12 protein-coding genes are annotated in these 12,184 nt (G+C 47.5%); 2 read left to right on the top strand and 10 right to left on the bottom strand.

Annotation, left to right across the window (positions count from 1 at the left end):
- Positions 1–12: 12 nt before the first annotated feature.
- From EJL91_RS15300 to EJL91_RS15290, 3 genes are all read right to left on the bottom strand, one after another.
- The gene (locus EJL91_RS15300) at positions 13–1,884 is read right to left on the bottom strand and encodes a heavy metal translocating P-type ATPase (protein ID WP_125142844.1); all 1,872 of its coding nucleotides are present in this window, start codon (positions 1,882–1,884) and stop codon (positions 13–15) included.
- Between the two features lie 29 nt (positions 1,885–1,913).
- Positions 1,914–2,132 carry a cation transporter gene (locus EJL91_RS15295; RefSeq protein ID WP_125142843.1) on the bottom strand — a complete coding sequence of 73 codons (219 nt, stop codon included), beginning with the start codon at positions 2,130–2,132 and terminating at the stop codon, positions 1,914–1,916.
- 103 nt (positions 2,133–2,235) lie between these two features.
- Positions 2,236–2,595: an ArsR/SmtB family transcription factor gene (locus EJL91_RS15290; RefSeq protein ID WP_125142842.1), complete on the bottom strand. Its 360-nt coding sequence runs from the start codon at positions 2,593–2,595 to the stop codon at positions 2,236–2,238.
- A 436-nt stretch (positions 2,596–3,031) separates the two neighbouring features.
- On the opposite strand from EJL91_RS15290, the gene gltS reads away from it, so the two are divergent.
- Positions 3,032–4,225, top strand: coding sequence for a sodium/glutamate symporter (gene gltS / locus EJL91_RS15285; protein WP_125142841.1), 1,194 nt, complete (start codon positions 3,032–3,034; stop codon positions 4,223–4,225).
- A 149-nt stretch (positions 4,226–4,374) separates the two neighbouring features.
- Here the strand turns inward: gltS and EJL91_RS15280 are convergent, their stop codons facing one another.
- The 7 genes from EJL91_RS15280 to EJL91_RS15250 form a co-directional block, all read right to left on the bottom strand.
- Positions 4,375–4,992: an ABC-2 transporter permease gene (locus EJL91_RS15280; protein ID WP_243125386.1), complete on the bottom strand. Its 618-nt coding sequence runs from the start codon at positions 4,990–4,992 to the stop codon at positions 4,375–4,377.
- Positions 4,993–5,028: 36 nt separating this feature from the next.
- A complete protein-coding gene (locus EJL91_RS15275; RefSeq protein WP_125142840.1) occupies positions 5,029–5,904 on the bottom strand; it encodes an ABC transporter ATP-binding protein in 876 nt (291 codons plus the stop codon).
- 61 nt (positions 5,905–5,965) lie between these two features.
- The gene (locus tag EJL91_RS15270) at positions 5,966–6,349 is read right to left on the bottom strand and encodes a GntR family transcriptional regulator (RefSeq protein WP_125142839.1); all 384 of its coding nucleotides are present in this window, start codon (positions 6,347–6,349) and stop codon (positions 5,966–5,968) included.
- A gap of 166 nt (positions 6,350–6,515) precedes the next feature.
- Entirely contained in the window at positions 6,516–6,731 is a 216-nt protein-coding gene (locus tag EJL91_RS15265; protein WP_125142838.1) for a hypothetical protein, read from the bottom strand.
- A 9-nt stretch (positions 6,732–6,740) separates the two neighbouring features.
- Positions 6,741–8,096 (bottom strand): TRAP transporter large permease subunit, encoded by a 1,356-nt coding sequence (locus EJL91_RS15260; RefSeq protein ID WP_243125385.1) that lies wholly within the window; start codon positions 8,094–8,096, stop codon positions 6,741–6,743.
- Positions 8,097–8,139: 43 nt separating this feature from the next.
- The gene (locus EJL91_RS15255; RefSeq protein ID WP_125142837.1) at positions 8,140–8,844 is read right to left on the bottom strand and encodes an RraA family protein; all 705 of its coding nucleotides are present in this window, start codon (positions 8,842–8,844) and stop codon (positions 8,140–8,142) included.
- Between the two features lie 35 nt (positions 8,845–8,879).
- A complete protein-coding gene (locus EJL91_RS15250; RefSeq protein WP_125142836.1) occupies positions 8,880–9,857 on the bottom strand; it encodes a hydroxyacid dehydrogenase in 978 nt (325 codons plus the stop codon).
- A gap of 390 nt (positions 9,858–10,247) precedes the next feature.
- On the opposite strand from EJL91_RS15250, the gene EJL91_RS15245 reads away from it, so the two are divergent.
- Positions 10,248–12,152, top strand: a complete 1,905-nt coding sequence (locus EJL91_RS15245; protein ID WP_125142835.1) for a sigma 54-interacting transcriptional regulator — start codon at positions 10,248–10,250, stop codon at positions 12,150–12,152.
- Positions 12,153–12,184: the final 32 nt, after the last annotated feature.

The following is a 12,184-nucleotide window of genomic DNA, read 5'->3' as shown; positions in this document are numbered from 1 at the left end:
GATCATATGATTTTAATCTTCGGTCTTCAGCGCCCTCATTGCATTTAAAATGGCAATGACGGAAACGCCCACATCGGCAAATACCGCTTCCCACATGTTTGCCATTCCCACTGCTCCCAGTATCAGAACCAGTGCCTTGACGGCGAGGGCAAATACGATATTCTGCTTTACTATTTTGAGTGTCTTTCTGGCAATTTTGACAACGGAAGCAATCTTCGCCGGGTTGTCGTCCATCAGCACGACGTCCGCAGCCTCAATCGCCGCATCCGAGCCCATGCTTCCCATTGCAATCCCTATATCCGCTCTCGTCAGCACCGGGGCGTCGTTGATTCCGTCGCCTACGAATGCAAGTTTCCGTCCCTCGTTCATGGATTTTAAGAGTGTTTCCACCTTCTCCACTTTATCGGCCGGAAGCAGCTCCGTATAGACGCCGTCAAGCCCGATTTCCCTGGCTACGGCCTCTCCCACTTCTTTCCTGTCGCCGGTCAGCATAATGGTCCTGCGGACGCCTACCGATTTCAGGGAGCGTATTGCCTCAAAAGTCTCTTTCTTAATTGTATCGGATATCAGCACACTTCCGGCAAACTTACCGTCTCTTGCCACATAGATAACTGTACCTGCATCCGCACATGTTTCATAGGCGATTCCGGCCTGTTCCATCAGCTTGCCGTTGCCGGCCAGTACGGGTTTGCCGTCGATTACCGTCTTCACGCCGTGGCCCGAGATTTCCTCGGTCTCTCCCAGACGGTTTACATCTGTCTCCTTCGCATATGCCTCTTTGAGGGAAGCCGCGATCGGATGGTTGGAGTAATTTTCCGCCAGAGCGGCAAGTTCCAGGAGCTCATCGCCGCTCATTCCAACCGGATGCAGCTTCGTCACCTTGAATTCGCCTTTTGTCAGCGTTCCCGTCTTGTCGAATACAATCGTATCCATCTCAGCCAGCGCTTCCAGGAAATTGCTTCCCTTTACCAGGACACCTTTTTTAGACGCCGCGCCGATACCGCCGAAAAAGCTTAACGGAACGGAAATCACAAGGGCGCAGGGGCAGGAAATAACAAGGAAAATGCAGGCCCTCTGAATCCAGCTTCCGAATCCCTGGCCCAGCGCCAGCGGAGGGATGACTGCCAGAAGGACCGCTGCGATAACAACAACCGGAGTATAGTATCTTGCAAAGCGGGTGATGAAGTTTTCTACTTTCGCCTTTTTGCTGCTGGCATTTTCCACCAGTTCCAGAATTCTGGCAACAGTGGAGTCCTCAAACTCTTTTGTCACCTTTACCTTCAGTAGCCCGCCTCCATTGACGCAGCCGCTGATGACTTCCGTGCCTTCCCGCGCCGCCCTGGGCACCGATTCTCCGGTCAGGGCGGAAGTGTCGACCATGGACTCGCCGCTTATTACCACACCGTCCAGGGGGATTCTCTCTCCCGCCTTAATTACAATGATATCGCCGACCGCCACATCGTCGGGGTCAACCTGCTTAAGCTGGCCGTCCTCCTCGATATTGGCGTACTCCGGGCAGATATCCATCATGGCGCTGATTGACTGCCTGGAGCGGTTGACCGCGTAATTCTGGAACAGCTCTCCCACCTGATAGAAAAGCATAACCGCGACGGCCTCTGAATACTCCCTGACTCCAAATGCACCGAACGTGGCGATTGTCATCAGAAAGTTCTCATCAAATACCTGACCATTGACAATTCCTCTTGCCGCCTTGTAAATGATATCCCATCCGATAATCAGATAAGGCACCAGGAAGATAAGGAGTTTGGGCCATATGCCCGGAAAACGTTCCAGTACACCGGAATGCTCACCGACGTTGGCGAAAATGTAAATGATAAATGCCAGGATGATTCTGCCGAGCATTGTTTTCTGCTTTTTATTCATGTCGCCTCCTGCTGCAGATTTTGAATTTATTACATGTTAATAATGCAATCCGGCTCCACTTTTTTGCAGACTGCAACTACTTCTTTCATAATCTCATCGAAGCGGCTCTCTTCAGCGTCAATGGTCATCTTCTGTGTCATGAAGCTGACATTGGCATCCGCCACGCCCTCAATTTTCCTGATGGCATCCTCCATCTTTGCCGCACAGTTTGCACAGTCCAGGTCTGTTAATTTGAATTTCTTTTTCATCTTACTATTCCTCCATCGATTCATTTTAGTTTTATTGTGTTTAATAATGTGTTTAATAATATTTTTAAAAACTTTTGATTATATTTCTTTCGTTAATCTTATATTATTCCCTTATATGCTCATAACCCTGGTTGATAATGCTCCTTACGTGGCTATCTGCCAGGGAATAAAATACGGCTTTGCCTTCTCTTCTGTTCTTCACCAGTTTGGACTGCTTCAGAATCCGCAGCTGATGGGAAATGGCCGATTGGGTCATATTCAGGAGCTGGGCAATATCGCACACACACATCTCCGCCTCAAACAGCACATACAGTATTCTGATTCTGGTTGAATCTCCAAATACTTTGAATATCTCCGCCAGATCGTATAAGTCATCGTCATCCGGCATTTTCTCTTTCACTGCTTTCACCACATCCTCGTGAATCTGGTAAAAATCACAGCATTCTACGTCATGTACCGCCAAATTTCAGAACCTCCTTTTCATAGCCTCTTCAAACTCCGGGAACTCTGTAACCGCACATTATATTGCCGTTTCCAATCAAGATTCCACAGATAATTACCATGTATAAACATTTGAACGATTGTTCATATGATTATAATATGCTGTTTCTTGCCTAATGTCAAGTACATAAAGATTTTTTCAAATTTTCAGTTTATTATCTGTATTATCAGCATTTTTTCATCAGATAGGACGAGCATTCACGACAGAGTGATGTTTTATGTTTATATCTGTATTATCAAGTAAATTTTTGCGCAAATTTATGTACATGTTGCACAAATCTCAAGTCTAAAAGCATTAAACATTTGTTAAAAAGTTACAATATCTATTGATTTTTGGACAAAAAAATATAAAATTCAAATTACAAATGAAAGTTTTATATCAAAGGGAGGAAAAATCTATGATCGAAATCAGCCTAAACATGTATCATGCCGTGGCGCTCGCGGCCGCTTTATTCTGGCTCGGAAATCTGCTGTGCCGGAAAGTATCTGTTTTCAGCAAATATTGTATTCCTGCTCCGCTGGTGGGCGGCGTCTGTTTCTCATTGTTAAACACGATTATGTATGCAACCGGTGTGGCCTATATTACTTTCGACTCTACTCTGCAAACCGTATTTATGAATATGTTCTTCACCACAGTCGGTTTCTCGGTAAGCATCCCGCTTCTTAAAAAAGGCGGTAAAGCTGTTTTGCTGATGCTCATTCTTGGAACAGTAATGACGGTGATTCAGAACATTGTCGGCACCGGACTCGTCGGAGCGCTGGGCGCAGATCCGCGTCTCGGCCTGTGTGTGGGTTCAATTGCAATGATTGGAGGCCCCGGCACGGCAGCATCATACGGGGAATTAATGGATGGAATGGGCATCACCGGCGCATCCGTTGCCGGCCTTGCTTCCGCCACCTTCGGCCTGGTGGCCGGTTCTATTATGGGCGGGCCGACGGCACGCAGGTGTATTGAAAAATACCACCTGGAATGTCCCAGCAGCAATGCCGACACATCCGTCTCCGAAGTGGAAGACGATACGGTTTCTTCCACTAGTCCCAGGTTTGTACGCGCATTCATGCTGCTGATGTTTGCACTTGGTATCGGAAACTTTGTGGGAGCACAGCTTACGGCCATCACCGGACTCACATTCCCGGGCTACATCGGGGCTATGATTGTAGCGGCAGTCACAAGAAACATTGTGGATGCCATCTACCATGAATTCCCAATGGAGGAGGTTGACGTAATCGGCAATATGTCCCTGAACCTGTTCCTTGCAATGGCGCTGGCAGGACTGCAGTTATGGCTGCTCATCGACCTTGCCCTTCCGATGATAGTAACTCTCGCGGTTCAGGTAGCCGTAATGTTCGTATTTTCTTATTTCGTTGTATTTAAGGTGATGGGCCGGGATTACGACGCCGCGGTTATGACGGCCGGTTTTATCGGCTTTGCAATGGGCGCAACCTCTAACGCAATGGCTAATATGCAGGCTGTAACTAAAAAGTACGGCGCTTCTCCACTTGCCTTCTTCACTATACCAATGGTGGGCAGCCTGTTTATTGATTTTGTCAATGCACTGCTTATCACCGGTATGCTGAATATTCTTTCATAGGTGAGCCGTAACAGCATATAAGCACGCCTTATAAACTCTTTACACCAATCAAAAAGGCGCCTGCAGCATCGTGATATGGTATAGATTCCCATACACGGGCGCAGGCGCCTTTATAAAAATATCTGCTCTATATTCTGTTTCCTAATCTCCTATAAATCTTTTTTCCGGAATGTAGATACGGAAATGCAAACCGAAACCACCATAAATACAGCGGCAATAAACGGCATAATTTTGAGTGCCATTATAATCTGCCCCCCCTCGATTCTCGGCAGCCTGTCTTTAAACAACATGACCAGAACCCACGGAAGCATCCAAATTACGATATTCACATAACGTGCCTTCTCGATTCCCATAATATATACCATCGGCATCAGGATTGCCTGCATGAAAATGGTCACTACCAGCACCGCCCCCACACCCGCAAACATTTCTATAACCGGGTCCTGGACCATGAGGCCATATCCCGCCATAACAATCAATGATACGGCCGACAGAATCAGGTCGAGTCCCAGCATAAAAATGTATTTGGACCACACCATCTCTTTCCTGCTCACCGGCATGGCCGCCAGGTATTCATTACAGTGGAATTGTTTATCATAGCTAAATGAATTAAAGCATGCCATAAGTCCAAGCATTGAAGTCATCATCAAAATCATGGAAACATTCCTGAATATCACGCCATATACCGCAAATATCACCAGCACCATCGCCCAGCTCTTAAGCTGAGGCTTGAACATGCAGATCTCCTTATATAATAATCCTTTCACGGTTCTTCCTCCCTTTCGTTCTCTTCCGCATCTTTACTACTTTTCGGACTTCACCAGGAAAAGCATAATTTCTTCCAGAGAAGCGGACTCCATTGCCATCCCGTCCTTCACCCGGAATGTACGGTTTACCTTTACAAGCGCTTCCGCGCCAAAACTGTTTTCACGGATTCCGGAAACGGTCACATATCCTTCGTCCTCCATCTCCATGATGCTGCTGCGGCTGCCCTTTAAAATCCTGTATTCCTCCAGCAGACGGTCTTTCTCCTCGCAGAGCATGAGACGTCCTGCGTGGATAAAAGCGGCATAGTCCGCCGTCTTCTCAATATCACTGATAATATGGGAAGAAATCAGGACAGAATGCTCCTCATCCATGACAAATTCCCTCAGAATATCGAGCACTTCCTCCCTCACGACCGGGTCCAGGCCACTGGTCGGTTCGTCGAGGATCAGCAGTTTCGCACCGTGGGAAAGAGCAATCGTCAGAGCCAGCTTCATCTTCATTCCCTTGGAATATTCCTTAATCTTCTTCTTTTTGTTAATGTCGAACTGCTCCAGATACCCGTAAAAGCAATCGCTGTCCCAGTTTTTGTAAATTCCTCTCATCATCCGGTCAATTTCTGCCGCTTTAAATACGTCGGGCAGGCTGAGACCTTCCATGACAATACCCAGATCTTCCCTGAGCCTTGAACTTCCCTCATGCAGCTCTTCCCCAAAGAGGCGGATCGTTCCACCGTCCCTGTGGATCAGATTCAGCACTGCCTTAATAGTCGTGCTCTTGCCCGCTCCGTTCTCTCCCATCAGGCCCATGATACAGCCATATGGCAGTTCCAGGTTAATATCACGGAGGGTAAAGTCACTGTAGTGTTTCGTCAGCCCCTCTATTTCCAGAATGTTATTGTTCTTTTCATCCATATTCTTCACCTCTTAAATCCCTCTTGTTACGCCCTGGCCTTCGGTCGGCCGTGGCTGTGCCTCAGGTTTTATCCCAGTCTTCATAAAGGGCGGCCAGCACATCCTTCAGCTCCTCATACGGAATATGGGCAACCCGGGCCATATCCACGGCATCCTGAAGACATTCTTCAATCTTCTTAAACTGCTCTTCTTTCATTAATTCCTTATTCTTTCCTGTGACAAAGCTCCCTTTTCCCTGGACTGATTCAATGAATCCTTCTTTCTCCAGCTCCTCATATGCGCGCTTTGTGGAAATGAGGCTGACCCTCAATTCCCTGGCCAGATACCTGAGTGACGGAAGCGGGGCCCCTGCTTCCAGTTCTCCTGCGATAATCGCATTCTTAATCTGGCTTGCAATCTGCTCGTAAATCGGCCTGTCACTCGAATTACTGATGATTATATTCATATTTCATTTCTCCTGCAGTGCGTACTGTTTCTGCTTTGTCCTTGCCTCCGCAGCAAAAACAGCTGTATATATACTGTATATGATTATTATATACAGTATATATACAGCTGTCAATCTATTTTACGGATAAATTGCTTACAATTTTATAACGTTATTATTTTTTTCCTCACTTCTTCTTTGCAAACAGGTACTGGTTCAGGAAACAGAGCAGTCCGCTTATGGACGCCGCAGGAAAAATCACTTTCGTAATTCCCTCCAGTGAAATCATAAGCTCCGGCTGGCCGATAATCAGGCACACAATCTGCCCTGCCACATAAATACATCCTCCCAGAAAGAAAATCAGGAAACCCGCTAATATTAAATAATGATATATTTTTTTCATAAGCCCTCCTTAATACGGCAATGGCAGAATGCCGAGACATACAAGAACCGCAATACCCGTAATCGGCAGAACAAACCATTTGATAAGCGGCATAAATATTTTCGGCGGATCGCACTCCGTCAGGCCGCAGGCAACAAACAGCGCTCCGGAAGCCGGCGGTGATGCACCTTCCGTGGAAGCCACTACAAGAATTGCCGTGGCCGCGGCAAGAGGGTTAATGCCCACCGACACGAGAATCGCATGGGAAATAACACCGATTGACGTAAGCGTAGCCGTTGAGGAGAGCGGTCCTGCAACAACCGCCACCAAAATCAGAATAATGATAACAGTCGCGACTTTTGAAAGGTTCATGGAATTTAAAATCTGTACGATATCCTCTGAAAGTCCGAGTTTACTGATTATATTGCTGGCTGCAAATACAAATATCAGAAGACCGCCTGTACTGGAAAAATGCGGTATCAGTTCTTCTACAAACTGCTCTCCGGAGTGGAATTTTCCGCGGATGTCTTTAAAACCAAGGGCCAGGATAATTGCTATCATCAGGATCGGGATCCAGACCAGAATATTAATGCTGTCCACAGCCGCTTTCCAGATTTCGGAACGCCCGGCAATCAGATCAGACAGCGGTCCCATATTGAGCATTACCGGAATAATTGCCCCCAGGAATAAAAACAGATTTTTTCCGGCTGTCCTGAGTACGGAGCCCCATGACTCATTGGTAACCACTTCGGGAAGTACAATTCCATTCTTTTTAATTACGAAGTGGATGTAAAACACCCGCCAGAGAACCTGATAAAGTCCCGTCAAAAATAAAGCAATATAGAGCTGGCCTTCCGACACCGCACCGGCCACCGTGGGAAATGCCAGTACGATAAACAGGGACGAACTGGGCGGAAATCCCGCCCCCAGTCCTCCGTTGGCTGCGATCAGAGTTGCCGCCTGCTCCCGTTTCCATCCCGTCGATAAGAGCCACTGGGCTGTAAAAGCTCCCGAAGTGGCGGCGTTCGGGGTGTTTCCTCCCGAGAGCATGCCCAGAAAAGCAGATATTGCTGTATTGACATAAGCCGGGCCTCCCTTCATCTTTCTGAACAGCCGATTAAAAATCTTCAGCATCCCCTGAAGTACACCCGTATTCTGAAGAAGAAACGACATAAATACAAAAGCCAGAGAGGCAAACAACACCTCATAGCTCAGTGCATATTTGATTCCCCCAATCAGCAGTTCCCCCGCCCGGTTTCCTCCAAACAGAGAAACCACGATCATTCCGATAAAGGCTATCTCTCCTATGTTCCGTTTTATAAATACGCTCCAGATTAATATAAGTAAAATAAAAACAAGCATCGCTGCCAAACCTGGTCCTATCATGTTGATCCCCTTCCCCTTTTATTCTGTAATTTCAGGGTTCTCTTTAATCCGCCCTATATATATCGTCTATGATTTCCACCTGTTTTTTCACAAGTGTATCCTCTACCCATTGGCGTTTGGAGGTTCCATTTTTTGCAGCTTCCACCTTACCGGCGTCAAGGGCTGCATATTTTTTTGCGGCCTCCAGGATTTCCGGCGCGTCTTTTCTAGGGATTACAATGACTCCGTCCCTGTCTCCCAGGATAATGTCCCCGGGCATCACCGCAATATTCCCAATCGAGATAGGCACATTCACCTCTCCCGGTCCCTCCTTATATGGACCTCCAGGTGTTGAACCCGTGGCGTAAAGGAACAGATCCATTTGCGACAGTTCCTCCATGTCACGAATCGGGCCGTCCAGCACAAGGCCGGCAATCTTTCTCGTATGCTGCGCATAGACGGCCATGATTTCCCCCATCAGGGAATGAGTTCTGTCGCCGTCGTTGGACACTACGATTACATCGTCCCCGCCGGCCATATCGAGCGCCTTGTGAAGCATCAGGTTGTCTCCCGACCTGGCCTTCACCGTCAGAGCGGCTCCGGCCATGATCGGCTGTTTTGGCGAACCAATCAGCCTGATTTCCGAACTCAGGGCACAGGAACGTCCCATTGTATCTGCCACATTAGCCGCCGGCAGTTTCTTAAATTCCTCCACTATTTTTACATCAGGAAGATTTCTTTTTAAAAACACTCTGTTTCCTACGCTCATAATCATTCTCCTTTTCTATTTTCCCATTTTTTGTTTCAATTTAATCCCATCTCATCCAACATTTTCTTCATCGGGGGCACCGGAAACTCTGGACGCCGGCCGGAAAGAAAATCGTCTATACCCACGGCGCAGGTCAGGGAGGAACGCGCGGACGCTTCCCTGGTTGCAGCCCCTATGTGAGGCGCCGTCAGTACATTATCCATATTAAGAAGCGGATTTGCCGGGTCAATCGGTTCCTGGCGCAGCACATCCAGGGCGGCTCCCGCAATCCGTTTCTCCTGAAGCGCCCGGATGAGGGCTTCCTCGTCCACAATGGTCCCTCGGGACGTATTAATCAGAAAAGCGGTGTTTTTCATCATAGCCAGCTCTTTTTCCCCGACACTGTTCACCGTATCCGGGGTTGCCGGCACATGGAGGGAAACATAGTCCGACTTTGCAAATATCTCCTCCCGGCAGGCCGCGGGCGTTATGTAATCCGGCAGGCCAGCCGCATAGGGGTCATAGGCTAATACCTTCATATCGAATCCCAGCGCCGCCTTTCTGGCCACCAGGCCGCCTATATTTCCGACTCCCACAAGACCGAGGATTTTTCCGTTCAGCTCATGCTTTTCCACATTAAACTTAGCAAAACGGTAATCATCCTTATACAATTTCTGAACGAGTTTAAAGTTTCTGGAACAGTAAAGCATATAGAAGATAGCCAGTTCGGCCACCGATTCGCTGTTGGAACGGGGGGCATATAGTATCATAATTCTTTTTTCAGCGGCTGCATCAAGGTCCACTCCGTCAAACCCTGCTCCGTGTCTGGCAATTACTTTCAGCCGGTCCGCCGCCTCAATTACCCGTTTTGTGATTTTGGCCGTCCTGACAATCATTGCGTCACAGCCCTTAATATCGCGGATAATGTCTTCTTCCTCAAAGCCGCTGCCGTCTAACAGTTCATACCCCCGTTCCAGCAGATATTCCCTGCCGGATTCCAAAATCGGCTGAGGGAGCAATATTTTATAACTCATATACCTTTCCTCCTGTTTCTTTCAATATGTATTTCTTTCACTATGTAAGGCCTTTACATATTTCATAACTATGTAATAAGCAAAGAACGTGCCAACTTTTTCCTGTCCGGTTCTATATCTGGGTTTTACCCGGGAAAACAATCACGGATAAAGCGGATTTCCGCCAATTACAGAGGTTACCCGGGGAAATCTGCGAGCAGAAACCACGCAGAGTAAAAAAACGGAACCAACTCTTAACAGGTTCTTAATTTACTCCTGTACGGCCGGCTTTTATACTGATATATATCACATTTCAGTTTTGAAATAATTCTTTCACTCAGATATAGCATTCATGAAAGAATGTGGAATATCAACTGTAAACAGTAACCGTTAATTCAGAAAGGATATCATATGGATTCAGCAAAAGACATTGTAATATTTGCTCCTTCCGAGGCCTTTGCATCTGTGGCCGCGGCACTCATTGAGGAACGTGCCCTGTCAAATCACGTCTGTCTCGTGGAAGCAACCGGCAGCCGTACTCTCAAATACGCGGAAGAACTGGTAAGAGCCGGCAGCCGTATTTTTATTTCACGCGGCAGAAATACAAGTCTGCTGCAAAAGAATATCACAATTCCCGTAATTGATGTGCCTTACCTCTATGAAGAAATATACCACTCCGTTAAGGCCACCGACTGCCTTTCCCGGGAAGTTGCCTTAGTCGGGTTTGATAAGGCTTTTCAGATTATGAACAAATACAAGACCATCTCCGGTCAGGACGTGCAAATCATCTGTCCCGATTCTCCGGCAACTACGGAACGCGATGTTTCCCGGGAACTGCGCCCCGGCGTAAAAGCCCTGATAGGCGGATTTTCCGTAAAACAGGCCTCTGGGCTGCTGAATCTGAAAAGTATCCCCCTTATGGTGGAACCGGAAAATGTCTCACTGGCGATTGACAGTGCCCTTAATATCCTGACGGCGATGGAACATAAAGACGAATATCTGAGTGTCATATCCACAACCGTCAACCGCATATCCAACGCCGTACTGAATTACGATGCCGCAGGCCGCCTGCTGTTCTCCAATGAAAAAGCGCGTCTGCTGTTCCATTCGGCAGACACGGATCAGATTCGGGAACTGCTTTTTCCAGACGAAGCAGAAACCTACACGGCCAGGCAGGAACGGATTATCACGTTTGAATCCGAGAATTACATGGCGGAATATCTTCCTGTGATCGTCAACAGAAAGATCAGGAGCATCGTAGTTATCGTATCGAGCGAAAACAGCATCCAGTCTGCGGAAATACAGCTCCGGTTAAGCAGAAACCGGAAAGGATATCAGGCAAAGAGCACGTTCTACCATATAGTAGGGAAAAGCGTAGCAATTAAAAGCACAATCCGTCTGGCTGAAAAATATGCCCGCTCAGGCAGCGCAGTCCTGATTACCGGTGAAACGGGCACCGGAAAAGAAATATTTGCCCAGAGCATACACAATCAAAGTTCCCGGGCGCAAGAACCCTTTGTGGCTATCAACTGTGCCGCCCTACCCCAATCACTGTTGGAAAGCGAGTTGTTCGGCTATGTAAAAGGGGCATTTACCGGAGCAAACAGAGAAGGGAAAATGGGAATATTCGAAATGGCCCATAAGGGAACCGTTTTCCTGGACGAGATTGGGGAAATGGATTTGAGCGTACAGGCAAAGCTTCTGCGCGTCCTGCAGGAGAAGGAAGTCTGCCGTCTCGGCGACGACAGAATCATCCCGGTAGATATCCGCATCATAAGCGCCACCAATAAAGATCTGGCGGAACTGGTCTATACAGGCGGTTTCCGTGAGGATCTGCTGTACCGGTTAAACGTTCTGGAACTCCACCTGCCCCCGCTCCGGGAAAGACGGGAGGATATCCCCCTGCTCATCCGGTCTTATTTAAAAAAATCAAACGCCCCGGTTCATTTCAGTGATAAGGCTATAAAGCTCCTCAGTGAAGGAGATTATCCGGGTAATGTCCGTCAGCTCTTCAATCTCCTGGAACGGATTGTCACCCTGACGGAAACGTCTGAAATACTGCCGGAGGATTTGGATGGAATGATCCCCGGGAAAAGGATTTTTTTTCTAAACAGGGGGGAAGCGGAAACGAAACCTGTGGAGGAAAAAGTGAAAAATTCTGTGCTGAGCCAGACAGTACAGGATACTGAGCAGAAACGAATCGAGGAGTGCCTCCGCAATAACAGCGGCAACAGGGGGAAAACTGCCGCAGAATTAAATATCAGCACTGCTACTTTGTGGAGGAAGATGAAGAAGTATCATATAGATTTTTATTGAAAAACTGTATTCCTATATGGAATGTTTGTTAT

The sequence above is a fragment of the Clostridium transplantifaecale genome (genome assembly GCF_900626075.1).
GTDB classification, from domain to species: Bacteria; Bacillota; Clostridia; order Lachnospirales; family Lachnospiraceae; genus Otoolea; species Otoolea transplantifaecalis.
Note: the sequence above shows the minus strand (reverse complement) of the source record. Positions and strands in the feature narration are given on the sequence as shown.

Coding starts and splice junctions, on each gene's coding strand:
- EJL91_RS15300 (WP_125142844.1), bottom strand. CDS start 1,884: ATGAATAAAAAGCAGAAAACAATGCTCGGCAGAATCATCCTGGCATTT.
- EJL91_RS15295 (WP_125142843.1), bottom strand. CDS start 2,132: ATGAAAAAGAAATTCAAATTAACAGACCTGGACTGTGCAAACTGTGCG.
- gltS (WP_125142841.1), top strand. CDS start 3,032: ATGATCGAAATCAGCCTAAACATGTATCATGCCGTGGCGCTCGCGGCC.
- EJL91_RS15275 (WP_125142840.1), bottom strand. CDS start 5,904: ATGGATGAAAAGAACAATAACATTCTGGAAATAGAGGGGCTGACGAAA.
- EJL91_RS15270 (WP_125142839.1), bottom strand. CDS start 6,349: ATGAATATAATCATCAGTAATTCGAGTGACAGGCCGATTTACGAGCAG.
- EJL91_RS15265 (WP_125142838.1), bottom strand. CDS start 6,731: ATGAAAAAAATATATCATTATTTAATATTAGCGGGTTTCCTGATTTTC.
- EJL91_RS15260 (WP_243125385.1), bottom strand. CDS start 8,096: ATGATAGGACCAGGTTTGGCAGCGATGCTTGTTTTTATTTTACTTATA.
- EJL91_RS15255 (WP_125142837.1), bottom strand. CDS start 8,844: ATGAGCGTAGGAAACAGAGTGTTTTTAAAAAGAAATCTTCCTGATGTA.
- EJL91_RS15250 (WP_125142836.1), bottom strand. CDS start 9,857: ATGAGTTATAAAATATTGCTCCCTCAGCCGATTTTGGAATCCGGCAGG.
- EJL91_RS15245 (WP_125142835.1), top strand. CDS start 10,248: ATGGATTCAGCAAAAGACATTGTAATATTTGCTCCTTCCGAGGCCTTT.